25 protein-coding genes and 4 tRNA genes are annotated in these 25288 nt (G+C 42.2%); 9 read left to right on the top strand and 20 right to left on the bottom strand.

Going from position 1 to position 25288, the window contains the following annotated elements; genetic code table 11:
* Nucleotides 1-167 precede the first annotated feature (167 nt).
* The 5 genes from tuf to OCV27_RS01380 all read right to left on the bottom strand — a co-directional run bounded on the left by tuf (nt 168) and on the right by OCV27_RS01380 (nt 1849).
* Nucleotides 168-1352: an elongation factor Tu gene (tuf, locus tag OCV27_RS01400; RefSeq protein ID WP_125319293.1), complete on the bottom strand. Its 1185-nt coding sequence runs from the start codon at nt 1350-1352 to the stop codon at nt 168-170.
* A 103-nt stretch (nt 1353-1455) separates the two neighbouring features.
* Nucleotides 1456-1531 (bottom strand) — tRNA-Thr (locus OCV27_RS01395).
* Nucleotides 1532-1544: 13 nt separating this feature from the next.
* A tRNA-Gly gene (locus OCV27_RS01390) sits at nt 1545-1619 on the bottom strand.
* A gap of 34 nt (nt 1620-1653) precedes the next feature.
* Nucleotides 1654-1738 (bottom strand) — tRNA-Tyr (locus OCV27_RS01385).
* A gap of 35 nt (nt 1739-1773) precedes the next feature.
* Nucleotides 1774-1849, bottom strand: a tRNA-Thr gene (locus OCV27_RS01380).
* 207 nt (nt 1850-2056) lie between these two features.
* Here OCV27_RS01380 and coaA point away from each other — a divergent pair.
* Nucleotides 2057-2980: a type I pantothenate kinase gene (coaA, locus tag OCV27_RS01375; RefSeq protein ID WP_125319375.1), complete on the top strand. Its 924-nt coding sequence runs from the start codon at nt 2057-2059 to the stop codon at nt 2978-2980.
* A 93-nt stretch (nt 2981-3073) separates the two neighbouring features.
* On the opposite strand, the gene OCV27_RS01370 is transcribed toward coaA, so the two are convergent.
* A complete protein-coding gene (locus OCV27_RS01370) occupies nt 3074-3421 on the bottom strand; it encodes a 5-carboxymethyl-2-hydroxymuconate Delta-isomerase (RefSeq protein WP_125319374.1) in 348 nt (115 codons plus the stop codon).
* A 248-nt stretch (nt 3422-3669) separates the two neighbouring features.
* On the opposite strand from OCV27_RS01370, the gene tpiA reads away from it, so the two are divergent.
* Both tpiA and OCV27_RS01360 read left to right on the top strand, forming a co-directional pair.
* Nucleotides 3670-4440, top strand: coding sequence for a triose-phosphate isomerase (gene tpiA, locus OCV27_RS01365; protein ID WP_125319373.1), 771 nt, complete (start codon nt 3670-3672; stop codon nt 4438-4440).
* 107 nt (nt 4441-4547) lie between these two features.
* Nucleotides 4548-5891 (top strand): MATE family efflux transporter, encoded by a 1344-nt coding sequence (locus OCV27_RS01360; protein WP_185759719.1) that lies wholly within the window; start codon nt 4548-4550, stop codon nt 5889-5891.
* A 24-nt stretch (nt 5892-5915) separates the two neighbouring features.
* On the opposite strand, the gene rraA is transcribed toward OCV27_RS01360, so the two are convergent.
* The 3 genes from rraA to efp all read right to left on the bottom strand — a co-directional run bounded on the left by rraA (nt 5916) and on the right by efp (nt 8115).
* Nucleotides 5916-6434, bottom strand: coding sequence for a ribonuclease E activity regulator RraA (rraA, locus tag OCV27_RS01355; protein ID WP_125319371.1), 519 nt, complete (start codon nt 6432-6434; stop codon nt 5916-5918).
* A gap of 76 nt (nt 6435-6510) precedes the next feature.
* On the bottom strand, nt 6511-7428 hold the full coding sequence (locus OCV27_RS01350) for a 1,4-dihydroxy-2-naphthoate polyprenyltransferase (protein WP_125319370.1): 918 nt from the start codon (nt 7426-7428) through the stop codon (nt 6511-6513).
* A gap of 120 nt (nt 7429-7548) precedes the next feature.
* A complete protein-coding gene (gene efp / locus OCV27_RS01345; RefSeq protein ID WP_125319369.1) occupies nt 7549-8115 on the bottom strand; it encodes an elongation factor P in 567 nt (188 codons plus the stop codon).
* Nucleotides 8116-8148: 33 nt separating this feature from the next.
* Between efp and epmB the strand changes: the two genes are divergently transcribed.
* Together epmB and OCV27_RS01335 are read left to right on the top strand one after the other, a co-directional pair.
* Nucleotides 8149-9171, top strand: coding sequence for an EF-P beta-lysylation protein EpmB (gene epmB, locus OCV27_RS01340; RefSeq protein WP_125319368.1), 1023 nt, complete (start codon nt 8149-8151; stop codon nt 9169-9171).
* 157 nt (nt 9172-9328) lie between these two features.
* A complete protein-coding gene (locus tag OCV27_RS01335; protein WP_125319367.1) occupies nt 9329-10651 on the top strand; it encodes an anaerobic C4-dicarboxylate transporter in 1323 nt (440 codons plus the stop codon).
* Between the two features lie 56 nt (nt 10652-10707).
* Here OCV27_RS01335 and pfkA read toward each other — a convergent pair whose 3' ends face one another.
* The 3 genes from pfkA to OCV27_RS01320 form a co-directional block, all read right to left on the bottom strand.
* Nucleotides 10708-11670, bottom strand: a complete 963-nt coding sequence (pfkA, locus tag OCV27_RS01330; protein WP_125319366.1) for a 6-phosphofructokinase — start codon at nt 11668-11670, stop codon at nt 10708-10710.
* 259 nt (nt 11671-11929) lie between these two features.
* On the bottom strand, nt 11930-12838 hold the full coding sequence (fieF, locus tag OCV27_RS01325) for a CDF family cation-efflux transporter FieF (protein ID WP_125319365.1): 909 nt from the start codon (nt 12836-12838) through the stop codon (nt 11930-11932).
* Between the two features lie 110 nt (nt 12839-12948).
* On the bottom strand, nt 12949-13446 hold the full coding sequence (locus OCV27_RS01320) for a CpxP family protein (RefSeq protein WP_125319364.1): 498 nt from the start codon (nt 13444-13446) through the stop codon (nt 12949-12951).
* A gap of 184 nt (nt 13447-13630) precedes the next feature.
* Between OCV27_RS01320 and OCV27_RS01315 the strand changes: the two genes are divergently transcribed.
* The 4 genes from OCV27_RS01315 (at nt 13631) to trmL (ending at nt 16972) form a co-directional block, all read left to right on the top strand.
* Entirely contained in the window at nt 13631-14317 is a 687-nt protein-coding gene (locus tag OCV27_RS01315; RefSeq protein ID WP_125319363.1) for a response regulator, read from the top strand.
* Nucleotides 14317-15696 (top strand): envelope stress sensor histidine kinase CpxA, encoded by a 1380-nt coding sequence (gene cpxA / locus OCV27_RS01310; RefSeq protein ID WP_125319362.1) that lies wholly within the window; start codon nt 14317-14319, stop codon nt 15694-15696. The genes OCV27_RS01315 and cpxA overlap by 1 nt, the downstream gene beginning before the upstream one ends.
* A gap of 79 nt (nt 15697-15775) precedes the next feature.
* Nucleotides 15776-16393, top strand: coding sequence for a superoxide dismutase (locus OCV27_RS01305; protein ID WP_125319361.1), 618 nt, complete (start codon nt 15776-15778; stop codon nt 16391-16393).
* 102 nt (nt 16394-16495) lie between these two features.
* Nucleotides 16496-16972 carry a tRNA (uridine(34)/cytosine(34)/5-carboxymethylaminomethyluridine(34)-2'-O)-methyltransferase TrmL gene (gene trmL, locus OCV27_RS01300; RefSeq protein ID WP_125319360.1) on the top strand — a complete coding sequence of 159 codons (477 nt, stop codon included), beginning with the start codon at nt 16496-16498 and terminating at the stop codon, nt 16970-16972.
* Nucleotides 16973-17043: 71 nt separating this feature from the next.
* Here the strand turns inward: trmL and trpS are convergent, their stop codons facing one another.
* The 8 genes from trpS to OCV27_RS01260 form a co-directional block, all read right to left on the bottom strand.
* On the bottom strand, nt 17044-18060 hold the full coding sequence (trpS, locus tag OCV27_RS01295; RefSeq protein WP_125319359.1) for a tryptophan--tRNA ligase: 1017 nt from the start codon (nt 18058-18060) through the stop codon (nt 17044-17046).
* A gap of 110 nt (nt 18061-18170) precedes the next feature.
* On the bottom strand, nt 18171-18857 hold the full coding sequence (locus OCV27_RS01290; protein ID WP_125319358.1) for a phosphoglycolate phosphatase: 687 nt from the start codon (nt 18855-18857) through the stop codon (nt 18171-18173).
* Between the two features lie 4 nt (nt 18858-18861).
* Nucleotides 18862-19533, bottom strand: a complete 672-nt coding sequence (rpe, locus tag OCV27_RS01285) for a ribulose-phosphate 3-epimerase (RefSeq protein ID WP_125319357.1) — start codon at nt 19531-19533, stop codon at nt 18862-18864.
* Nucleotides 19534-19632: 99 nt separating this feature from the next.
* Nucleotides 19633-20460 carry a Dam family site-specific DNA-(adenine-N6)-methyltransferase gene (locus tag OCV27_RS01280; protein ID WP_125319356.1) on the bottom strand — a complete coding sequence of 276 codons (828 nt, stop codon included), beginning with the start codon at nt 20458-20460 and terminating at the stop codon, nt 19633-19635.
* A 70-nt stretch (nt 20461-20530) separates the two neighbouring features.
* Complete coding sequence (locus OCV27_RS01275; RefSeq protein WP_125319355.1) at nt 20531-22018, bottom strand: SPOR domain-containing protein; 1488 nt, start codon at nt 22016-22018, stop codon at nt 20531-20533.
* A 42-nt stretch (nt 22019-22060) separates the two neighbouring features.
* Nucleotides 22061-23149, bottom strand: coding sequence for a 3-dehydroquinate synthase (aroB, locus tag OCV27_RS01270; protein ID WP_125319354.1), 1089 nt, complete (start codon nt 23147-23149; stop codon nt 22061-22063).
* Nucleotides 23150-23180: 31 nt separating this feature from the next.
* On the bottom strand, nt 23181-23699 hold the full coding sequence (aroK, locus tag OCV27_RS01265; RefSeq protein ID WP_125319353.1) for a shikimate kinase AroK: 519 nt from the start codon (nt 23697-23699) through the stop codon (nt 23181-23183).
* A 233-nt stretch (nt 23700-23932) separates the two neighbouring features.
* The gene (locus OCV27_RS01260) at nt 23933-25285 is read right to left on the bottom strand and encodes a type IV pilus secretin PilQ (protein WP_245986609.1); all 1353 of its coding nucleotides are present in this window, start codon (nt 25283-25285) and stop codon (nt 23933-23935) included.
* Nucleotides 25286-25288: the final 3 nt, after the last annotated feature.

Here is a 25288-nt window from a genome sequence, read left to right as displayed (position 1 = left end):
CAATAACTTACTATTAAAAGTAAGGTCTTATTTAACGTCTGCTTGTAGAAGAAATTAGCAAACATTATATTGAGTGCAGAAAAAGGGCATCAAATGATGCCCTTTTTGCTACTGGTTCGTCAAATCTTATTCAAAGATTTTCAGAAACCTTCGGCAATTCCTATGAATTAGTCGAAGATCTTAGCAACAACACCAGCACCTACTGTACGGCCGCCTTCACGGATCGCGAAACGAAGACCATCATCCATTGCGATTGGGGCGATTAGCTCTACAACCATCTTGATGTTATCGCCTGGCATTACCATCTCTACGCCTTCTGGTAACTCGATGTTACCCGTTACGTCAGTTGTACGGAAGTAGAACTGTGGACGGTAACCTTTGAAGAATGGTGTATGACGACCACCTTCATCTTTAGACAGTACGTATACTTCAGACTCAAACTTAGTGTGTGGAGTGATTGAACCTGGAGCCGCTAGTACTTGACCACGCTCTACTTCATCACGCTTAGTACCACGTAGTAGTGCACCAACGTTCTCTCCCGCACGACCTTCGTCTAGAAGCTTACGGAACATTTCAACGCCTGTACATGTCGTAGTTGTCGTCTCTTTGATACCAACGATTTCTACTTCATTACCTACGTTTAGAATACCACGCTCAATACGACCTGTTACTACTGTACCACGTCCTTGAATTGAGAATACGTCTTCGATTGGCATTAGGAATGGCAAATCAATTGCACGCTCTGGCTCTGGGATGTAAGAATCTAGAGCTTCTGCTAGTTCAACTATCTTCGCTTCCCACTGCTCTTCACCATTTAGGGCACCTAGTGCTGAACCTTGGATTACTGGTAAGTCATCACCTGGGAAGTCGTACTCAGAAAGCAGTTCACGTACTTCCATCTCTACTAGTTCTAGTAGCTCTTCATCGTCTACCATATCACATTTGTTCATGAATACGATGATGTATGGGATACCAACCTGACGGCCTAGTAGAATGTGCTCACGTGTTTGTGGCATTGGGCCATCAGTTGCAGCAACAACTAGGATACCACCGTCCATCTGTGCAGCACCTGTGATCATGTTCTTAACATAATCCGCGTGTCCTGGACAGTCTACGTGTGCGTAGTGACGTGATGGTGTGTCGTACTCTACGTGAGAAGTAGCGATTGTGATACCGCGCTCACGCTCTTCTGGAGCGTTATCGATCGATGCGAAGTCTTTCGCAACACCGCCGTACACTTTAGCAAGAGTTGTACAGATTGCAGCAGTTAGAGTGGTTTTACCGTGGTCAACGTGGCCGATAGTACCAACGTTTACGTGCGGTTTCGTACGTTCAAATTTTTCTTTAGACATGGGTTGTCCCTCTAGGTACGGATTTAGGTGGCTTTGATGACCACGCAACCAAAAAGTATTGGTGATAAAGTATATATCAAAAGGAAAAGTTTGCTTTTAGAGCTGGTGCTGATAGGCAGACTCGAACTGCCGACCTCATCCTTACCAAGGATGCGCTCTACCACCTGAGCTATATCAGCACTCATAATAGAGTGGAGCGGGCAGCGGGAGTCGAACCCGCATCATCAGCTTGGAAGGCTGAGGTAATAGCCATTATACGATGCCCGCAACGCGTAACTCTGTGAGCTATTCCTAAATAATATGGTGGGGGGGGACGGATTCGAACCATCGAAGGCAGTGCCGGCAGATTTACAGTCTGCTCCCTTTGGCCACTCGGGAACCCCCCCAAATTTTCAAACCATTATAATCAATAAAGTTATAATGGTGCCGACTACCGGAATCGAACTGGTGACCTACTGATTACAAGTCAGTTGCTCTACCTACTGAGCTAAGTCGGCATAAGTGGAGCGCATTCTAGTGAAGGATGCGCTCCCTTGCAATAGGTAAATCAAAAAAAAACGTTTTTTTACTGGGATTACGGTTGTTTGTTGAAAAATCGAGCAAACAAGCCTCTAAAATAACCTATTTTCGTCCCTTGTGTTTGGCAATTCGCTTAGGTTATTGTATTTTCGCAGCTCTTACCGCGAATCTCAGTTAGGAAGACTATGACTCCATATCTCTCTTTTACTCGCCAGCATTGGGCAGAATTACGTAATTCTGTACCCATGACACTTTCTGAGAAAGATCTCATTGAACTACAAGGTGTAAATGAAAGCCTGACAATGAAAGAAGCTGTTGAAATATATCTGCCGCTATCTCGTCTACTTAACTTATATGTAGCAGCAAGGCAGAGCCGTAATTCGGTACTCAATAACTTTCTTGATAACGCGGAGAAGGCTCCTCCTTTTATCATTGGAGTTGCAGGAAGTGTCGCGGTAGGGAAAAGCACCACAGCGCGTCTACTTAAAGAGCTACTCTCTCGCTGGGATAATCATCCCAAAGTAGAGCTCGTGACAACAGATGGATTTCTGTATCCAACTAAAGAATTAGAAGATAGCGGAATTCTACACCGAAAAGGTTTTCCTGAATCTTATGATATTAAACGCCTTATCGAGTTTGTGTCAGATGTCAAAGCGGGTAAGCCTAACCTAAAAGTACCTGTGTATTCACATATCACATACGATATTACTGACGATGTTAAAGTCGTCGATCGCCCTGACGTACTTATTATTGAGGGACTTAATGTATTACAAAGTGGAATGGACTACCAACATGATCCACATAGAGTGTTTGTCTCAGATTTTCTTGATTTCTCGCTGTATGTAGATGCTGAGAGTAATGTTATTGAGCAGTGGTATGTTGAACGTTTCCTCAATTTCCGCTTAGGGGCCTTTACCGAACCCGGATCTTTCTTTAGTCATTATACAAAACTCAGCGAGCAAGAAGCGACAGAAGAAGCGCATCATGTCTGGCGATCCATTAATGGCATCAATCTTAGAGAAAACATATTCCCCACTAAAGGACGAGCTCAACTCATCTTGAAAAAGGGGCAAGACCACACAGTAGAAGAAATCTTGTTAAGAAAATAGCTAATCAAAAAGTACTAGGGTTGCCATTTTTGCCACCCTAGTTTAAAAGTCATATAGTCAGCCATCGCTGAATTAACCCCATTCTCAATAAAGCTAGTTGAGTACTTTTTGAAAACATTCCCGATCCATATCTCGAATATTAATTGTTAAACTATGTACTTCTACAGCCTGCGCTTGAAGAGTTTCCATTAACTGACACGATAACTGCTGTTTCTGTTCTTTCGTTCTACCATCAAGCAAATCAAAACTAACGTGAATAAAATCCACATTATTGCCTGCATCCCCTATTAGCCAATCCTGGCAACTGAAAGAGCGAGATTTTACCGATTCAGCATCAAACAAACCGCAGCTAAGTGCCACCTGATGCAAAGATTTAAGGAGATTGTTTACATCCACCAGTTTCTCTACAGTATGAGCGTATTCCATGACTAAATTAGGCATAGTATTCCTTAGTAAGTTTTAAATATACACAAGCCATATAACTACGGCGGTTGCGATTTATTGTTACAAAAACCAATAAACACTATCAGCTTCGATTTCTAATGCCGAGCTTACTACACATAAACTACTGCATGGATCACTTACGCCAAGCCAATAAGACATGATGCTAATCATGATCTCGCTAGTTTTATCTGTTATATTCTTACGAAGATTTTTTACATTAATTTATTAATTACGGAGATATTCCTATGCGTCGTCCTGTAGTCATGGGTAACTGGAAGCTTAATGGTAACAAAGCAATGGTGAAGGAGCTAATAACTGGCCTTAACACCGAACTTCAAGGTGTTGACGGTGTTGACGTAGCGATAGCCCCACCAGCACTTTACATCGATCTGGCAGAAAAACTGATCGCACAAGGGGCTAACAACATCATCCTAGGTGCACAAAACACCGACCTTAATAATAGCGGTGCATTTACTGGTGATATGTCTCCTGAAATGCTCAAAGATTTTGGTGCCACTCATGTCATTATCGGTCACTCAGAACGACGTGAATACCATAATGAATCTGACCAATTCATTGCCAAGAAATTTAACTTCTTAAAAGAAAATGGCCTCAAACCAGTTTTTTGTATCGGCGAATCTGAAACTCAGAATGAAGCGGGTGAAACAGAAGCAGTTTGCGCTCGTCAAATCAATGCCGTAATCGATACTTATGGCGTTGAAGCATTGAACGGGGCAATTATCGCATACGAACCAATCTGGGCTATCGGCACAGGTAAAGCGGCAACGGCTGAAGATGCACAACGCATCCACGCATCCATTCGTGCCCTTATTGCAGAGAAAAGTTCTGCTATTGCTGAACAAGTCATCATCCAATACGGTGGTAGTGTCAAGCCAGAGAATGCACAAGCTTATTTCTCTCAACCAGATATCGACGGTGCTCTTGTCGGTGGAGCATCACTTGATGCTAAAAGCTTCGCTGCCATTGCTAAAGCCGCTGCAACTGCTAAAGCATAATACTTTAACTTATAAGATAAAGGTCAGTATCAGCTGACCTTTTTTGTGTCTTGCTCCTCAATCAAGTATCCTACCCTTTTCTTCGTCCATTAGAGCTGTTGTTCGAGATGCAAGATAAATATGGCCTGCTAACTGGTCCCATCCCACAAGTACTCAGACAGATGACCATTCCGATGATATTCGGCATGATTTCTATTCTAATGTTTAATTTAGTAGACACATTTTTTATTTCTTTATTAGGCACTAAAGCGCTAGCTTCAATTAGCTATACCTTCCCTGTTACCTTCGCTCTAAATTGTATTACCATGGGAATAGGTGTCGGTCTGTCAACAATCATTGCGCATTTGCTTGGTCAAGATAAAACAGTAGGCGCTGCCCGCTTTGCAACTCATGGGGTGTTACTCGCCGTAGTATTAATTACCATCACATCTGGGTTAGGCCTCGCAACTATCCACTCCTTATTCACTATGTTGGGGGCTCCCAAAGAGCTACTACCTTTAATTGATCAGTATATGCATGTCTGGTACCTCAGCATTCCACTATTGGTTATTCCTATGGCTGGTAACAGTGTGATACGAGCAACTGGAGATACCAAAACGCCAGCCAAGATCATGATACTCGCTGGTATCATTAATGGTGTACTCGATCCTCTGTTCATATTCGGCTGGGGGCCTTTTCCTGAACTTGGTATTCAAGGTGCTGCAATTGCCAGTGCATTAAGCTGGTTGGGTGCATGTATTTGGTCATTGTATATTCTCATCCGGCGTGAGCATATGCTGGCCCCACCTTGCGCACGTTATCTTATTGGCGACTGGAAAAAGATTCTTAAGATTGGTACTCCTGCCGCACTCTCCAATGCAATGATCCCATTATCTTGTGCATTATTGATGATTTTAATTTCTAATCACGGCACCGCTGCAGTCGCCGCATATGGCGCAGCCCAAAGGGTAGAGTCTATTTTGATTCTAGTCTTAATGGCATTGACGTCAGCCCTTACCCCCTTCATCGCACAAAATGTCGGGGCTGATAACCATCAACGCAGCTTTGATGGCTTATTTCTCAGTATGCGCTTTGCCCTTATTTTTCAAATGGGGGTTTTTATCACCATTATCCCACTTAGTATTCCTCTAGCGTCACTCTTCTCTCAAGAACCATCGGTTAAAAGTTTACTTTGGCACTATCTGTTAGTTGTACCATTTAGTTATGGTTTTCAGGGAATAGTCATGTTGCTTGTGTCTGGACTCAATGCGTTGCACAAACCTTTTAAAGCTTTTCAGTGGAGCTTTATGAGGCCGTTTTTATTTATATTGCCAGGGGCATGGTTGGGTAGTTATTGGTTTGGGATTGAAGGGCTATTTATCGGTATCGCCCTTGGTAATATGCTCGGTGGGATACTAGGTTACCTGTACGCCTTGCAGTTAAGGCGGCGTTATTTGCTGCAAACCATATAATGTGGTCGAGCAATACTAGCCCACTTACTCAGCTAGTAAATCATCTTCTTCAACTTCAAGGTCAACATCTAGTCTCTCTTGAGAAAGGATAACACCTGTGTTGTCTGCATATAAGAAGTCTTCTGGAAGAAAGGTTACACCTCCAAAATTAACCGCAACATCAACTTCACCTAGCCGTTGCGATGTTGCTCCAACGGGAATTGAGGCTAACGCTTGAATACCAACACTCATATCTTCAAGTTCATCCACTTCACGTACACAGCCGTATACCACAATACCTTCCCATTCGTTCTCTTCTGCTATCGAGGCCAGTTCAGCATCCACTAACGCACGACGCAATGAGCCACCACCATCAATAAGCAACACTCGATCTCGGCCATCCTGCTCAAGAGCTTCCCGAACCAAACCGTTATCTTCAAAACACTTAATAGTAGTAATCTGTCCTGCAAACGAGGCACGGCCACCGAAGTTGCTAAACATTGGCTCCAGCACATCCACTTGTTCTGAGTATATGTCACATAAAGCCGACGTATTGTATTCCATAGTGTTCCTTCCCATACGGTTCGTCATCTCAATCGAGTATATAGGCACATTAAGTCATTGCAATGACAAGTCTCAATTAACTGACCAGAGTTTGAGCTATAACCACTCCTGCAAACAATAAATTAGTCACTAGCGAACATTTAACGATAACAGGCATCATAGGAGCAATTTGTATAGGCCGCTGTGTATACCACACTGACTTACCATGCTTATATATCATAAAAGGACTCAACAAGAAGGGGAAACTAAGCCATAAAGGCACTGGCTGAAGTATTAAATAACTAATAAATGCTAGTAGAGACCCTACTAGTAATAATACGTGATAATGCTTAGCGTTATGAGAACCTAACCTGACAGCAACAGTTCGCTTACCACACTCTTCATCATTTTCGATATCACGCATATTATTGATATTAAGAACAGCGACAGCCAGTAACCCACAGCCTACAGCTGGCAGTACAAGGAGAGGCATAACCATACCTGTATGAAGAAAAAAGGTACCTATTACACCAAGCAAACCAAAAAAGAGAAATACAGAAATATCCCCCAGACCTACATATCCATAAGGTTTGTTACCAACGGTGTATGCTACGGCAGCAATAATTGCCAATATTCCCAACCCAACAAATGCCAAAATATTATTTAAACTATCAAGAGCATAGAAAATTAAAGCTAATCCAGCGAATATAGTCAGCAAGATATTAATCATTATCGCCTGCTTCATACCAGCCCGTGTCATCGCTCCAGATTGAAGAGCACGCACAGGGCCAAGGCGCTTGTGATTATCAGTACCTTTAACCATATCACCATAATCATTAGCCAGATTCGATAACGTTTGTAATAATGTCGCAGTAAAAAAAGCGAGCAGTGCTATCACTAAAGAAGCTTGATGAGAGGAATAAGCAAGCACACTTCCTGTTAATATTGAGACGAAAGCGAGTGGTAGTGTTTTAGGACGAACGGCATCTAGCCATATACGTAACGATTTTTTCATGCTCAACAGTGTATCGTCATTGTGAATAACAACAATTGCGATACATCAAAAAAACAGAGCAAATACAACAAAAGCTACTATAAAGTAGCCTTTGCTGTTAAATGGATAAACCAAATGGTGTTATTTAACGCGACCTACGTATTCACCTGAACGAGTATCCACCTTAATCACTTCACCAATTGAAATAAATAGGGGTACACGAACCACGGCACCGGTCGACAAAGTTGCAGGCTTACCACCTGTACCTTGTGTATCACCTTTTAATCCAGGATCGGTTTCAGTCACTTCCAGCTCAACAAAGTTAGGTGGCGTAACAACTATAGGGTTACTGTTCCAAAGCGTTAGCATACAAGTATCATTTTCAACTAACCACTTCGCATTATCACCCAGAGCTTTTTTATCTGCTGCTAATTGCTCGAATGTTTCATTGTTCATGAAGTGGTAGAATTCACCATCGTTGTACAAGTAATCTAGGTCAATATCCATGACATCCGCAACTTCAACAGTGTCACCAGATTTGAATGTCTTCTCTAGTACTTTACCTGAAAGCAGCTTACGGATCTTAACGCGGTTAAATGCTTGGCCTTTGCCTGGTTTGACATACTCATTTTCGAGAATGACACAAGGCTCATTATCAAGCATAATTTTGAGACCGCCTTTGAATTCATTTGTGCTAACCGTAGCCATTTTTTCCTCTTACCATTCTTCGAGTTAAATTTAATGCAGCATATCATAACCCGAAAAGTTGATTCTGTTGAGCAAAACTGGGTCAAACAGCTAGCGAATGGGATCTCGGATCCTGAAAAACTTCTACAAATTCTTGAGATTGACCCCTCTCCATGGCAACGCGGATTTGCAGCCAGAAAGCTATTCTCTCAGCGTGTGCCACAGAGTTTTATTAATAGAATGGAAAAAGGAAACCCATTTGATCCTTTATTACGTCAAGTATTACCTTTAGAAGAGGAATTTGAAGTACACACAGGGTACTCAAATGATCCTCTTGAAGAGCAAGATAATTCTATCCCTGGGCTTTTACACAAGTATCGCAATCGTGCACTAATGATCGTTAAGGGAGGCTGCGCTATTAACTGTCGATATTGTTTTCGGCGCCACTTTCCATATGATGAAAACAAAGGCAGTAAATCTGTCTGGTCACAAAGCCTAACGTATATTACCCAACATCCAGAATTAAATGAGGTGATTCTGTCAGGTGGCGACCCACTTATGGCCAAAGACGCTGAATTACAGTGGCTTATTGAAGGTATTAGTGATATTCCACATATCAAACGATTACGAATTCACACACGCTTACCTATCGTTATTCCAGACCGAATCACTCTTACGCTAAGAGAGCTGCTTTCCAGTACTCGTCTGCAAGTTATTTTGGTCACTCATATTAATCATCCAAATGAAATCAATCAGGATTTAAAAAAAGCGTTAAATGGTTTACGAGATATTGGCGTCACTCTGCTCAATCAGGGTGTAATACTCCAAGGGGTCAATGACAATGTTGATACACAAGTGTCATTAAGTGAAGCTCTGTTTGATGCGGGGGTGCTTCCCTATTACATGCATGTCCTCGATAAAGTGCAAGGAGCAGCCCACTTTTATATCTCTGATGATAGGGCAAGGGCAATTATGTCTGGCGTGATTGAACAAACATCGGGTTACTTGGTACCTAAATTAACCAGAGAAATTGGTGGTCGAGCGAGTAAAGTTCCTCTAGACCTCCAACTTGAATAAACAATTTAAAGGTGAAAATTTAACCGCTATTTTGATTACAAACAAAGAAAGGGCTGATTAGCTCTGTCTAGTTCCGATAAAGGTATTAATTCACTTTTTTGGTTTAAGACTTTTGATTAGCATTGAAGTAAATCTCAACTAACAGTAAGGGATGATTATGTTTTATGTACACATGATCTTGCTTATAACGATTATCTTTATTGGCATTCGCCATGGAGGTATTGCCTTTGGTCTCTTAGGCGGGCTTGGCGTTTCAATACTCGCGTTTATATTCGGTGTCACTCCTGGTTCCCCACCAATTAGTGTGATGTTAATCATACTTGCGGTCGTCGCCGCATCAGCCACACTCGAAGCTACGGGGGGGTTACAGCTTTTAGTTCGATTTGCCGAACGTTTACTACGTAAACACCCGAACCAAATTGTCTTTTTAGGCCCCTTATGTACTTACTCGTTAACCGTCCTCGTAGGAACAGGGCATTCTGTTTACCCTCTACTTCCTGTTATCTATGATGTGGCTTACAAAAAAGGGATTCGCCCCGAACGTCCTATGGCAATGGCATCTGTCGCATCACAGATGGGCATCACAGCAAGTCCCATTGCAGCTGCCGCCGCTGTTGTGATGGCAACAGCGGCAGACAATCACCTAACGCTCAGTCTAGGTCATGTCCTTATAGTAACGATACCTGCAACCCTAATTGGCGTTTTAGTTGGCTGCACTTGGAGCCTCAAACGAGGCAAAGATCTTGACCAAGACAGTGAATTCGCCCAGCGCTGCTCTGATCCTGAGTTTAAAGCGCAACTTATCGATGCAGATCAAAATACCAGCCAAGGTAATATCGGAAATCAAGCTAAAAAAGGCCTGAGTATCTTCTTGGGTGGGATTGTGGTGGTTGTCTTCGTCGCTATGTTTGGCCATGACCTTTCACTATTACCTGAAGGTGTGAAAATGTCGGTTGCTATCCAGTTTCTAATGCTCTCCATCGGAGCCATTATTTTGCTGACAACCAAAGTCGATCCTAAGAAAATTGTCCACTGCAATGTCTTTATTGCTGGTATGACTGCTGTTGTCATCATTTTTGGTATCGCTTGGATGAGTGACACTATCATCAGCTTCCATAAACCTTATTTAATCAGTTTGGTAAGTGAAATAGTCGCAGCTCACCCTTGGACCTTTGCTATAGCCATGTTTGTGGTTTCGATATTTCTAAAAAGTCAGGCCGCTGTACTAACTATAATGCTACCTTTAGGCTTCTCGATGGGCATACCTACGCCAGTACTCATTGGGGTGCTACCAGCCTGTTACGCCTACTTTTTCTTTCCCTTTTACCCCAGTGATTTGGCAGCGATCACTTTTGACCGCTCAGGTACTACTCGGATTGGTAAATACGTTCTAAATCACAGCTTTTGGCTACCTGGTTTTATCGGTGTTAGCACGGCAACTACAGTTGCGTACATTCTCTCAACTATGGTCGTCAACTAAGCTAGATACAAAAAAGGCCTGTGGATTCCACTGGCCTTTGATTAAAATCAATAAACTTAAAACAGCTCTTCAGCAACCTGATAAAGATCTTCACGAACTGGGCGCTTCATATTTTCAATCGCATCAATGATGTCATGATGAACAAGCTGCTCTTTTTGAATACCTACACAACGACCACCTTGACCTTCCATTAAAAGGTGTACCGCATAGTTACCCATACGAGATGCCAAAACACGATCGAATGCAGTTGGGCGCCCGCCACGTTGAATGTGCCCAAGTACCGTTGCTCGAGTCTCCCGTCCCGTAGCCTGTTCAATCTCTTTGGCTAATTCATTAGCGTCCATCATTAACTCAGTCAAAGCAATGATCGCATGCTTTTTGCCTTTCTTGATACCATCTTGAATATTACTGATAAGCTTTTTTTTATCTAAACCAGTTTCTGGAGTAATAATATATTCGCAACCACCAGCAATCGCCGACATAAGAGTCAGGTCACCGCAATGGCGACCCATAATTTCAACAATAGAAATACGCTGATGTGATGACGAAGTATCGCGCAAACGGTCAATAGCATCGATAACAGTATTAAGTGCCGTTAGATAGCCGATGGTATAATCAGTGCCTGCAATATCATTATCGATCGTACCTGGCAAGCCAACGCACGGATACCCCATTTCTGTCAGCTTCTTAGCCCCCATATAGGAACCATCACCGCCGACAACAACTAAAGCTTCAATTCCATGTTTTTGCAGGTTCTCAATCGCTTTCTGTCTTACCGCAACATCTTTAAACTCTGGGAAACGCGCTGAACCAAGAAAGGTTCCGCCTTTATTGATCACATCAGAAACGCTTGAACGATTAAGTTTCTTGATCCTATTTTCATACAGGCCAAGGTAACCGTCTTGAACACCATAGACCTCTAAACCTTCCGATAGCGCCGTGCGCACCACACCACGAACTGCTGCATTCATGCCCGGGGCATCACCGCCGCTTGTCAAAACACCGATCTTTTTAATCATGCTCACCCTCAATTTTTTGGGAATCTTATTTCAACTTTTACGTCAGCAATTTTCATTCTTGTTACCGACAAGATCCTTTAATCTGCGCAATATGTTACCTTGAAGCCCAAGGAATACTACTTTTATTTGCGTCAAAATATGTAACTTTTCTACTTATGTAAGAGTATTACAGTTCAGCCCAAACAAAGATTTGATACATATCAGAATAGCTGCAAATTTTCGGGTCGAATTTTAGTTCAAATTACTTCCACTCAATCTATCACCAACCACGAACTTTTTGATCTTTTTCAGGGCCAAGTACCACTGAGTATGGGTCTTGATGAATCAAGACATCAGCATGTGGAAAGCGTTCTAAAAGCTTATGTTCAACCATATCTGAAATTCTGTGAGCCTCGATAAGTGGCATTTGATCTTCAAGCTCTAGATGAAGCTGAATAAAACGAGTTGGACCAGACATGCGAGTTCGTAGTTGATGTACCCCCAAAACTCCCTCAACAGAAAGACAATGTGTTTTTATTTCTTCTAGTTCATCATCAGGTAGCTTACGGTCTAACAAAGTTTGAGTCGCTTCACGCACCATTTGCACTGCGCTATATAAAATATACAGCCCAATACCAATAGCAAACACAGCATCAGCTTGAGTAACACCAAACCAATTTAAGGTTAAGGCCAACATAATAGCAGCATTCATATACAAGTCAGATTGGTAATGAAGAGAGTCTGCAGCAATGGCCTGGCTACCGGTTTTTTTCACCACATGTTTCTGAAATACGACTAGAGCGAACGTGACTAAGATAGCAAATAGGCTCACATAGATCCCATATTCCGGAGACTGAAGTTCATGAGGCCTAAAAAAGCGTTCAACACCATTTAGAATAAGAAATACTGCTGAGCCAGAAATAAACATTGATTGAGCAAGAGCTGCCAAAGACTCTGCCTTCCCATGTCCAAAAGTATGTTCTCTATCAGCAGGTTGAAGTGAATATCTCACTACCACCAAGTTAACTAAAGAAGCGGCTATATCAAGCATGGAGTCAATCAAAGAAGCTAATAAGCTTACCGATCCCGTGACCCACCATGCCGCCAACTTGACAATGAGGAGGATGGTCGCAACGATTGTTGCCGTCCAAGCAGCAAGAGTGACTAAACGAGCATATTCGTGTTTCATAAATTAAAGGCTTTCAAAACATTGCTTTAATTTAAGTATAACCTCCTCACGAGGTGAATAAAAATGAAACTAAAAAGACGGCCAAAGGCCGCCAAAAACATAGCTTCAAATTAACTTTTCGTTAAACGTTCGTGCCTTTTTTGAGCCCGTTGTGAATCACGTTCTTTCTGCATTTCAATATATTTAGTTTTTTGTTCTGGAGTCAAAATACTCAACAATTGATGCTGTTTTTCTAACAATTTAACTTTGTGTTCTGCCTGATTTTCAAGCATGGCTTTAGCGAGTTCATTCGCTGCTGCCTTATCAAATGAATCGGCCAGTACCAAGGCCTGCATTTTTTCTTTATGGGCCTGCATCTCCTCTTGATGCACTGCAAAGTTCTCTTGGTATTGCGCTTTTAAGTCTTTTTTCATCGCTTCACGCAAATCTTTCAGTTGTGCCTGCTGCTCTTGTGTTAAATCAAGCTCACGCATTAAACCACGATCAAGAATGAATTCTTTATGTCCTTGCTTGCCATGTTCCTTGCCATTATTGGCAAATACACCTGCAGAGGCAAGGGTCAATGGAAGTACAATCATAGCTAATACTAACTTTTTCGCTGTTTTCATATTCAAACCTTTCCTATCAAAGAAGTAAACGTTGCTGCTTGGCAGCTCTGACTCTAGCATAGGATTGATAATGTAAAGTGACGTCTAGAGAGAGTAAAAAATCGTAAAGAGGCAAGATTAAACTAAAGCTCAGACTAATTAATCAGTACTATTAAGTGAAAGGAAAAAATCGAGGTTACATTTCATGGCACATATTCTGTTGGTTGATGATGATACAGAACTCACTGGTTTACTGAACGAAGTGTTAACACTAGAAGGTTATAGCGTATCTGAAGCTAATGATGGTGAAGCCGGACTCGAGGCGATAAACAAAAATATTGATTTGGTACTTTTGGATGTCATGATGCCCAAGCTCAATGGCGTCGAAACACTAAAGCGTCTGCGTGAGCAATGGGAAACCCCGGTATTGATGCTGACTGCCAAAGGTGAAGAAATAGACAGAGTCATTGGTCTTGAACTTGGGGCAGATGACTATCTGCCCAAACCTTTTAGCGATCGAGAACTACTGGCTCGTATACGCGCGGTTTTGCGTCGAACTCAATCAAAATCCAATCCGAAAAGTATTGAATGTATTGAATATCAAGATATCAAAGTTTTCCCAGGTAAACAGGAAGCATACTGCCAAGAAGAATATCTTGAATTAACCACAACCGAATTCGCTCTACTTAGCCACTTCGTCCAACATCCCGGTGAAACGCTAACTAAAGAAACACTCAGCTTAGATGTACTTGGTAAACGTCTCGCAGCGTTTGATCGCGCTATCGACATGCATGTATCCAATTTACGTAAAAAACTCCCTGAGAGGCAAGATAGAAAACCACGCATTAAAACCTTACGCGGGCGTGGTTACTTATTAGTTGAGGAAACCTAATGCGCCTGCCTAAGATCACTAGCCTTTACGGGCGTATTTTCGCTATCTTCTGGTTCACTATGTTTTTAGTCTTAGTTGCGGTGCTGTCTTTACCTCATTTAGATCCCAGAAGATCAAGAGATATACCTGCAACCCATTATACGAAACTGCTCGAAGCCAAACAAAAAATTGAAAAGCGTTTTGCTCCTGAAAAAGATCTTAGGCGGATTATTTTTCAGCTAGAGGGCCCACGTCGATCACCAAGAGATCCTCGCCCGCGTTTTGTGCTTACAGATCTTGAGGGTAATATTTTAACAACCCAAGACCGCAAAGACTTTAAACTCAAAGCCGTACAAAACTTTATTACTAGCATAGAAGATCCAGAAAAACCTAAACAGCGACTTTATGGGCATTACATGGTTGCAGGGCCTTTGCCAATCACGCTAGCGCAAAATGAACTCTTACTCTACATAGGTGTAAAGTGGAATCAACCTCCGCCTTTTCTGCTGCGCCTATTCGATAAACCATTTCAATTATTATTCGCCGTCATGTTAGTTAGCACACCTCTTCTACTGTGGTTAGCATGGGCGCTGAGCCAACCAGCTCGCAAACTTGAGCGCGCTGCTAAACGGGTCGCAAAAGGCGAATTTTTTGTCGATCCCGAGTTAGAAAGAGGAACCTCGGAATTTAGACAGGCAGGTAAGAGTTTCAATCAAATGGTTGAAGCAGTAAACCAAATGATTTCAGGCCAGCAGAGGCTGTTGTCTGATATTTCACATGAACTACGCTCTCCTCTCACACGGTTAAGAATGGCAACCGCTCTGGTATCACGAAAACAAGGAGATAGTGCTGAACTTAATCGTATTAACACAGAAGCTCAGCGACTAGAGCAGATGATTAGCGAACTATTAGATCTATCACGCATGCAACTAGATAGCCATGTTTCAAGAGAACAGCAACCTCTTAGTAGCTTGTGGGAAGCTATTCTATCAGATGCTCAGTTTGAAGCTCAGCAGATGCAAAAGTCCCTTACCTATACAGATATCCCAGAACGAATTATTTCTGGCAATCCCAAACTTCTTATGAGCGCACTAGAGAACATTGTACGAAATGCTATCTACTACGGTAAAGACCTCATTCAAGTTTCTCTAATAGTCGAATATGACCGACTCACCATCACTGTAGATGACAATGGTGAAGGCGTTCCAGAACAGGAGTTAGACGCCATATTTCGCCCTTTCTATCGTGTATCTACCGCTCGCGATCGTCACAGTGGAGGTACTGGCCTTGGCCTAGCGATTACAGAAAATGCCATTCGTCAGCACAGTGGAGCAATAAGAGCTCAACGCAGTAAGCTTGGAGGCTTAAGTATGGAAATCACTCTCCCTCTGAGTGGGTAGAATAACCTTACAAACTTACAGTTGATAATGGATCTCATTATCATTTAATCTATATCCTCTAAATGAAGGAGGACTGACTATGACCCATACTTTTCCACAGTTGCCTTATACCTATGATTCTCTTGAGCCATACATCGACGCTAAGACCATGGAAGTGCATTACAGCAAACATCACCGAGCTTACTTTGATAAGTTCATGGCAGCTATCCAAAGCACTAAATTAGAATCTACTTCTCTGCGTGATATATTCGCCAACATGTCACAACACTCCCCTGCAATACGTAATAATGGTGGGGGGGTTTACAATCACATTCTGTACTGGAACTGCATGACACCAAATGGAGGCGGAGCACCAACAGGTAAGCTTAGTGAAGACATTATCTCGACGTTTGGTAGCTTTGAAACATTTCAGCAGCAGTTCGCTGAAGCCGCGATTAATACTTTTGGTTCAGGCTTTGCTTGGCTAATTGTCAAACATGGCCAGCTTAAGATTACCTCCACTAGCAATCAAGACAATCCTTTAATGGACGTTGTTACTGTGCAAGGTGAACCCATCTTGGCTCTCGATGTTTGGGAGCATGCTTATTACATCAGCTACCAAAACCGTCGGCCAGACTATATCGAAGCTTGGTGGAATGTGGTTAATTGGGATGTGATCAGCGAAAATTATGACAAAGCCATCAAGCCGAGTGAATAAGCTTCACGGTTAAACACAAAAACTCAACTTGTCAGACTTGGCGGCTACCACAAGCCGCCTTATAATTTCCAGCCTAATTCCAAATAGCACAAGACCAACACAATGTTTGATATCGCTTTGTACGAACCAGAAATTGCCCCGAATACTGGTAACATTATCCGCTTATGTGCCAACTGTGGTGCCAACCTTCACTTAATTGAACCACTTGGTTTTGATTTGGAAGAAAAGAAAGTTCGCAGGGCGGGATTGGACTACCATGATCTAGCTAGGGTTACTCGCCATCAAAACTACCAAGAATTTATCAAATACCTAGAAAAGCAACGTAGCGAGTTCCGTATTTTTGCCTGTACAACGAAAACAACAGGTCATCATGTTGATGCTCAATTTCAAAAAGGCGACGTGCTACTATTTGGCCCAGAAACACGTGGGTTACCCGCCGAACTGATTGAAAATATGCCAATGGATCAACGTATACGCATTCCAATGATGCCAGATGCTCGCAGCTTAAATTTGTCTAATGCAGTGGCCATCATCGCATTTGAAGCTTGGCGTCAAATGGATTTTGCCGGTGCCCAGTAAGCATTACTTAATCAGAAGATAAAAACGGACTCGCATGAGTCCGTTTTTTGAATGCTTTTAAGGTTTTAATACTATGGGCGAGAGACAAAACCTACCGCTTGATAAACCTTACTCAAAGTTTGCGCCGCACGAGCTGAAGCCTTTTCAGCTCCTTGCTTCATCACACTGTCCATATAAGCGCGGTCTTCACGAATACGTCTGTATTCAGCCTGAATAGGTTCAAGCATAGCCACAATCGCTTCACCGACATCTTTCTTGAATGGACCATACATTTCGACGCCTTTGTATTGTGCTGCGATGTCTTCAAAGCTCATTCCCGTTGCCGCTGAGTAAAGCCCCATCAAGTTAGATATACCTGCCTTATTGTCCCAGTCATGAACAATGCGTGGCGGTGTTTCAGTGTCGGTTTGAGCCTTATTTATCTTTTTGAGAATCGATTTCGGCTCTTCCAATAGAGTGATGACATTCTTACGGTTATCGTCTGATTTAGACATTTTCTTGGTGGCATCTTGCAAACTCATAACACGCGCATTCACTTTGGGAATATAGGGCTCAGGTACAGTAAAAATCGGCGTATCTGGCGCATAAATATTATTAAAACGAGTAGCGATATCACGTGACAACTCTAGGTGCTGCTTCTGATCGTTACCCACAGGAACCTGATTTGCACCATACAGTAAAATATCTGCAGCCATCAGAACGGGATAACCAAATAAGCCAGCATTAACATCATTGGCATATCGAGCTGACTTATCTTTAAACTGAGTCATTCGACTCAGCTCACCCATTTGGGTATAGCAGTTAAGAAGCCAACCTAACTGCGCATGTTCTGGAACATGAGACTGAACAAACAGCGTACTCTTTTGCGGATCAACACCAACAGCTAAACAAATAGCCAAGGCATCTAGAGTCGCTTCATGAAGAGCTTTAGGATCCTGACGAACCGTAATGGCATGCAGATCTACCACACAATATTGGCAATCATAATCGTCCTGCATCTGTTGCCATTGGCGTAGAGCACCCAAGTAGTTACCGATACTTAGTTCACCTGAAGGTTGAACACCACTCAATACAATGGGTTTGCTCATGGGGATTATCCTTGACTTCTTAATCTAAAAAATGAAAAAAACCGCATAGCTTAATGTGCAACGCGGCTTACTCAGTGTACTCATTAACGAGTATTTTGGAAGATCTTTTGTTACAACTGCGGACAAACTACAACAGCATCGACTAAATCAGCAATGTTATCAGAGACAAAGTCAGGAGCAGATGCCGAGATTGGCTCACCATGGTTGTAACCATAGGTCAACCCAAATGATAAACAGCCAGCATTTTTCGCAGCCAAAATATCATTCTTCGAATCTCCAACCATCAACATTTCTTGAGGTTGTAAGTGATACTTATTAAGTAACCAGTTAAGAGCTGTCGGATCAGGCTTTTTATCAGCAAAAGTATCGCCACCAATAACATCACTAAAAAAGCTATCGATATGATGTTTTTCCAGCACGTCAGGAACAAATTTAGACGGCTTGTTGGTAACTAATGCCATCGTGAAGCCAGCTTGATGTAGTTGAGCAAGCGTTTCCTTTACTTGAGAATATAGATGGCTAAGCTGATGTTCACCCTGTTCATAATAGTTATCAAACAATTCACGAGCTTTAACTTGCAGATCAAGGTCCAAGTCAGGACTGACAGTAATGCTACCACTTAATGCCCGGGTAATAAGCACATCAGCACCATTACCAACATAATCACGTACCTGTTCTTCAGAGACAGATGGGTAGCCTAGAGCTCGGACGGTTTTGTCTGCAGCTACGGCTAGATCGGGCACACTATCAAGTAGAGTGCCATCTAAATCAAAAGCGATTAATTTAATTTTGCTCATTGAATTACTTTACCTCTGATAACTCTGCACGCATTTGTTCAATGACTGCTTTATAGTCTGGCTGATTAAAAATAGCTGAGCCTGCGACAAACATATCCGCGCCAGCTTGGGCAATCTCTTTAATATTATCGACTTTAACGCCACCATCGATCTCAAGACGGATATTGCGCCCCGAATCATCAATCATCTTACGCACAGCTCTTAGTTTATCTAGAGTTTTAGGGATAAATGATTGGCCACCAAAGCCAGGATTAACTGACATAAGTAAAATCATATCAAGTTTATCCATAATATATTCAAGGTGAGAAAGTGGTGTGGCTGGGTTTAGCACTACCCCTGCTTTACATCCATGCTCTTTGATAAGTTGTAAGGTGCGGTCAACATGCTCAGAGGCTTCAACATGGAAAGTGATCATAGAGGCACCAGCTTTAGCAAAATCGGGGATAATGCGATCAACTGGTTTAACCATCAAATGCACATCAATTGGCGCAGTGATACCGTAATCACGCAGCGCTTGGCAGATTGGAGCACCAAAAGTTAAATTGGGTACATAATGGTTGTCCATCACATCAAAGTGAACCACATCTGCGCCAGCTGCAAGAACATTGTCAACGTCCTCACCTAGACGAGCCATGTCAGCAGATAAAATGGATGGAGCGATAAGGAAATCTTTCATACCGGACCTCTAATAAATGTAGGCAAACCCAAAAGACCAATTTAACCACATTCTACCGAAGCGAAAGCGCATAAGATAGCTTAGATAAGAGAAATATCGCTAACCCTGATCTCGTGGTCTAAACAAAGCTAATAGCTCATCAACTTTATTTCTTCCTGCTCCATTGCGACTAATGGTGCGCTTCACTTTAACAACATTTAGCTCTGCACCGTGATACAAACGACGTGTCAAAGTGGTGTCATGGTTAGAAATCAAAACTGGGATATGACGTTCTTTAGCTGCTTTTTCTGCCACATCAGCAAGTGCGGCCTGATCATCTAACGTAAATCCGTTACCTGAATAAGAAGTAAAGTTAGCCGTGGTTGATAAAGGCGCATAAGGCGGATCGCAATAGACCACACTCCCTTTTCGTGTACGCCTAAATGTGTCCGTGTAGCCTTCACATACGAAAGTGGCCTTGTTAGCCTTATCTGCAAAAAACTCTAATTCGGCTTCTGGGAAATATGGTTTTTTATACGAACCAAAAGGGACATTAAATCCCCCTTTTTTGTTATAACGACACAAACCATTAAAACCAAAGCGATTCATATATAGGAAAGCTAATGAACGGTACATAACATCATCAGTACCGTTGAACTCTGCCCGAACCGACAGATAAACCTCTTTACGATTATTTTGAGCAATAAACCAACGTTTAGATTCAGATATATACTTTTGAGGGTTTTCTTTTAGTAAGTTGTATAGGTTAATTAGATCTGGGTTGATATCTGCAAGAAGATAATGTTCATAGTCCGTGTTAAGAAAAACAGAGCCAGCTCCAACAAAAGGCTCAACTAGCTTTCGCCCTTCTGGTAAGTACCGTTGGATATCTTCTACAAGTCCATATTTTCCACCAGCCCATTTCAGAAAGGCACGCTGCTTTTTCATCTAATGCTCTAAATCAATCAACCAAAATTAAGGCTGCGGAATGTAACATATTTTTTATCTCGACTCAGCGTTATTTCACTCGTTCAATTTCTCGATGAACTTGACTGAGTGACTTAGCCCAAGGTTCTAATTGCTGTAAATCTGCTGGTAAAGACTCTACAGCATCTCTGGCAACCTGAATTGTTGGGTAATTTTGATAAGTGATGATAAACCATTCAGCTTTACTGCGCACGGTTGGGTAGATATAGACACTACCTGCTAGCTTGTGTTTATCCAGAAAAGTCTGCACTTCTTCTAAAGATTGAACAGCAGCCAATTGCAGTGTGTAACTCCGTGAAGAAAAACTCTTTAATTCACTTTTGGTAAATGAAAACGATATCACAGATTTGGTCTGCTTCTCGGGCTCAGGTACAACAGCTTCAGCCACTGAAGCCTTCTCTGTCTTTGCAGGCAAAATACGAATATTGGGATTAGTCACCACTTTCTCAGCCACCGATGTGTCGGCCTTTTCAGGTTTACCTTCTATTAACGCATCAACAACTTCAGAAGTAATAACAACACGCTGCTGACCATCTTGAGAATTACCTACACTAGAGGTTTGTTCAGTCACCTTGGGTGGCAAAGCTTCTGAATCATCTTCCATCGACATTGCCATTTTATCTGTGTCAGAGTCAGGCTTTTGTAGTGATATATCCGATTGGTTACCCTCAGATAATTCAGGTATTACTACCTCATCTGGCATATCTGCCATTTGTTGTGACTTATCCTCTGGTGAAGGCTGAGCCATCATCCACCAGTAACCTCCTCCAATCAGGAGAAGTAGAGTAATCACGAGTAAAGCAATATTGACTGGCGAGCCAATTATTGAACGAATAATGATCCTTTTTTCCACTTTATGGTCCCCTAAAGCCATAATGTCACCCGGCTGTAGGGCAACGGAACGATATGCATTACGCACGCGCTTTTCTTTCTCATCTTCGACAAAGCGAATCACTAGATGTTCAAAAAATCGATCAGCTTCATCTTGGCTCAATGGATCTATTTCTAAATCTATTGGCTTATGATCCTGTCCATAGCTCAAGCGTGTCAGTAAAACATCAAGCGAATTAGACTGAGCAAATAAAACCACATTGATTGTCCAAGCAGGGTTGTCCTGTGCTTCGAGAATCAACATCCACAGCTCTGAAACAAACGATTCCTTCAACTGTTGAGCATCATCAATAACAATAACCACATCACAACCTTCCTCACTGATTTGGCGAGAAAAGCTTTCAGTCAAAGGGTCAGTAGGGTCAAACATTGGTTCAGAAAAAAGCTGTGTCAGGATCATAGTACGGCGCTGTTGATCATCCTGATTGGGGTGGCACATCAGCAAGGATTGGTTTTTGTCGGTGGCCCAAGCTTCCAAATAGCGTTGGGCTAGCCAAGACTTACCAGCTCCTGAAGCACCACCAACCGTAACTAAGTTCGAGCCAAAATTAGTCAGCAATTGCATACGCTCAAGCAACTCTACTTGAGTATCTAACTCCAACACACGGGATTCATGCGTTAAGCTCATTCAAACCATCCTAATAACAGCCTACTGTCTAAAGCAAACAACTTAGATATTGCGACAAAAATCGATTGCTTGTCGAATAATCGATTCAGGCACACCTTTAACAACTTCGGCGCTACCAATTCCAGTAGGTAACACTAAACGCAGTTCACCAGAGAGTACTTTCTTATCACGCATCATATGTTTCATGAAATCGTCAAAGGTCATTGTATCTGGTGTATGCACAGGCAATTGCGCTTTCTTTAGTATAGAGAGAATTCGCTCTACTTGCTGCTCTGTAATAAGCCCTTGAAGTTGAGCGGTTTTAGCTGCCATCAGAGTGCCAGAAGATACTGCCTCACCATGCAACCACTTTCCGTAGCCTAGCTGTGCCTCAATTGCGTGGCCGAATGTGTGGCCTAGATTTAGTAAAGCCCTAATACCAGACTCTTTTTCATCTTTCGCCACCACTTCTGCTTTGATTTGGCAACAACGTGCAATAGCATAGGTCAAAGCTTGCTCATCTTGCATGTAAAGTTTGTCGAGGTTTTCTTCCAACCAAGCAAAAAATGCCTTGTCGTAAATAATCCCATACTTGATAACTTCAGCGATACCAGCAGCAAATTCCCTGCGCGGTAACGTGGTAAGGCAATCTGTATCAATAATTACCGATTTAGGCTGATAGAAAGCCCCTATCATGTTTTTGCCCAACTTATGGTTGACCGCAGTTTTCCCTCCAACAGACGAGTCGACTTGAGACAACAATGTTGTCGGGAGCTGTATAAAATCAACCCCACGTTGATAGCATGCTGCAGAAAAGCCTACTAAGTCACCAATAACACCGCCGCCGAGGGCGATAATGACGACATCACGAGAAAAGTTACCTTCAAGAAGGTAACTCATCACGATATCGAAAGTTTCCAGTGATTTATATTGCTCACCATCTGGCAGCTCAAGTACAGAGACATCACAACCAAAGTGACCAAGAAGGGTTAGCACTTTATCAGCGTACAAGGGCGCGACCGTGACATTGGTAATCACAACCACTTTTTGTTTTGCCGACAAAAATGAAAGGTGGGCCGGATCATTAAACAATCCGGCACCAATTGATATTGGATAGCTACGCTCACCTAAACTGACCGTAATCCTTTCCATGGGTATTCTCCAGTTGCTAATATTTAACGTATTAACGTTCTTCTAGCATTTTTACAATCTGGTTGGCTACCACTTTTGCACTTTGATCGTCAGTTCGCACTGTGTAGTCCGCAATTTCCTCATAAAGAGGGTTACGTTCACCAGCCAGCGACTCAAGCACATCACGTGGACTATCCGTCCGTAATAAAGGACGTTTTTTGTCACGATTTGTGCGTGCAAGTTGCTTTTCGATCGTTGTTTCTAGATAAACAACGATCCCGCGCGCGGAAAGACGATTGCGGTTTTCTTTACTATTGATAGAACCACCACCCGTCGCAAGAACAATTCCTTGCTCCTCCGTCAGATCGTTTATCACCCCCTCTTCACGTACACGGAAGCCGTCTTCGCCCTCGACATCAAATACCCAAGCGATATCTGCACCAGTGCGTTCTTCAATTACGGTATCCGAATCGACAAACTCCATGTGAAGTTGTTGAGCCAAGTGTCTACCAATTGTACTTTTGCCAGCACCCATAGGGCCGACAAGAAAAATATTGCGTTTTTCAGCCATGTTTAGCAGTAATTTACAACGTTAATTCAATGACATCGCTGCAAGATAACCAGATATCTCTGGTCTACGATATGCTTGCAGCACCAATTCCTCACAGATAATTCGTGATAAGACCCGAAATTATCTAGGTAAGGTGACACTATTGCAAATTTATTTTCATTTGTTTTTTGATTCGCTAGGGAATAGCCACCTTTTGTGGTTGATTTTAATGCAATATTAAAACATTTCATCCACTATATTGCCCTAGGGAAAATCACAGTTGGTGTAACAAAAATAAGCAATTCACTCTTGCCCATTTGCTGATAGCTCCGCCTAAATAGGCCCCCTATTATTGGAATATCTCCCAAAAGTGGCACTTTTTCAACAGCATCTGACACACTGTGTTGATAAATCCCTCCTAATACTATTGTTTCACCATCATTAATAAGCACCTGAGTACCTATCCGCTGGGTATCTATAGCCACCGCTTCACCTGTACCCGTTTTCACAACTTGGCCAGGCCTGTCCTGAGTAACCTTTAAATCTAAAATTAAGCGGTTATCAGCAGTAATTTGTGGCGTTACTTTAAGGCTTAAAACCGCCTTTTTAAAATTGACACTCGTCGCTCCACTTGATGCGGCTTCCAAATATGGAATTTCCGTACCTTGTTCAATATAGGCAGCTTGCTTATTGGTTGTAATCAAACGAGGACTAGATATTACCTCAGCACGAGCTTCTCTTTGCAACGCTGATAACTCAAGGTCAAGCAAGATCCCACTACTCAATTTAGCGACTTGAAAGGCAATTGTCGAGGCAGTACTAGAAGTCACAGCGAGATCCACATTAAGAAAATCATCAAGAGTCGCTTCACTTTCCGTATATAAACTAATATTGGAGAGGTTATTTTCTATTGACCCCCCAAGAGAATAACCACCTTTCATCGCGCTTAGCCCCCAGCGAACACCAAGTTCTTGTACATCTCCCTCGCTTAAACTAACTATACGCGCCTCAATCTGTACTTGCTTAACCGGTACATCTAACGCCGCTATGATAGGCTTCATCGCTCGAATATACGTCATGTGATCTCGAATCAATAGAGCATTGGTTCTTTCATCTACCGATATAGAACCAAATTCAGACAGCATGGAGGTTGTTGCTTCATTGCCAAGTATATCAGCGATATCCGTTGCATTAGCATAGCGCATGGCAATAATGACTGATTCAAGTGATTCCAATTTTGGAGAAAGCTTGTCATTAAGCATCCCTAATTCAGATTTTGGCAAGACTAACAAACTATCGCCAATTCGACGCTTTTCAAGTCCTTTAATCAATAAAATCATATCAAGTAAGTGCGACCAATAAACCTCTTTAAGCCTAAGAGTCACCTTTCCTGATACAGAATCCGATACAACTAAATTAAAATCACTGTATTCCGCAAGCTGTTGCAATACACTACGAACCGGAATATCTTGAAAATTGACAGATAATTTTCGACCAAGGCGTTCATCTTCTGATGTGTCAGATTGAAAGGAAACGATGGTTTCAGCACAAACATATGTAATTGAAAACAAATAAATACTTATCAGCATCAGGATTTTTTTAATCACACC

The organism is Vibrio pectenicida (genome assembly GCA_024347015.1).
Lineage (GTDB): Bacteria > Pseudomonadota > Gammaproteobacteria > Enterobacterales > Vibrionaceae > Vibrio > Vibrio pectenicida.
The sequence above is the reverse complement of the archived record's forward strand: the minus strand, read 5'-3'. Positions and strand labels throughout refer to the sequence as shown.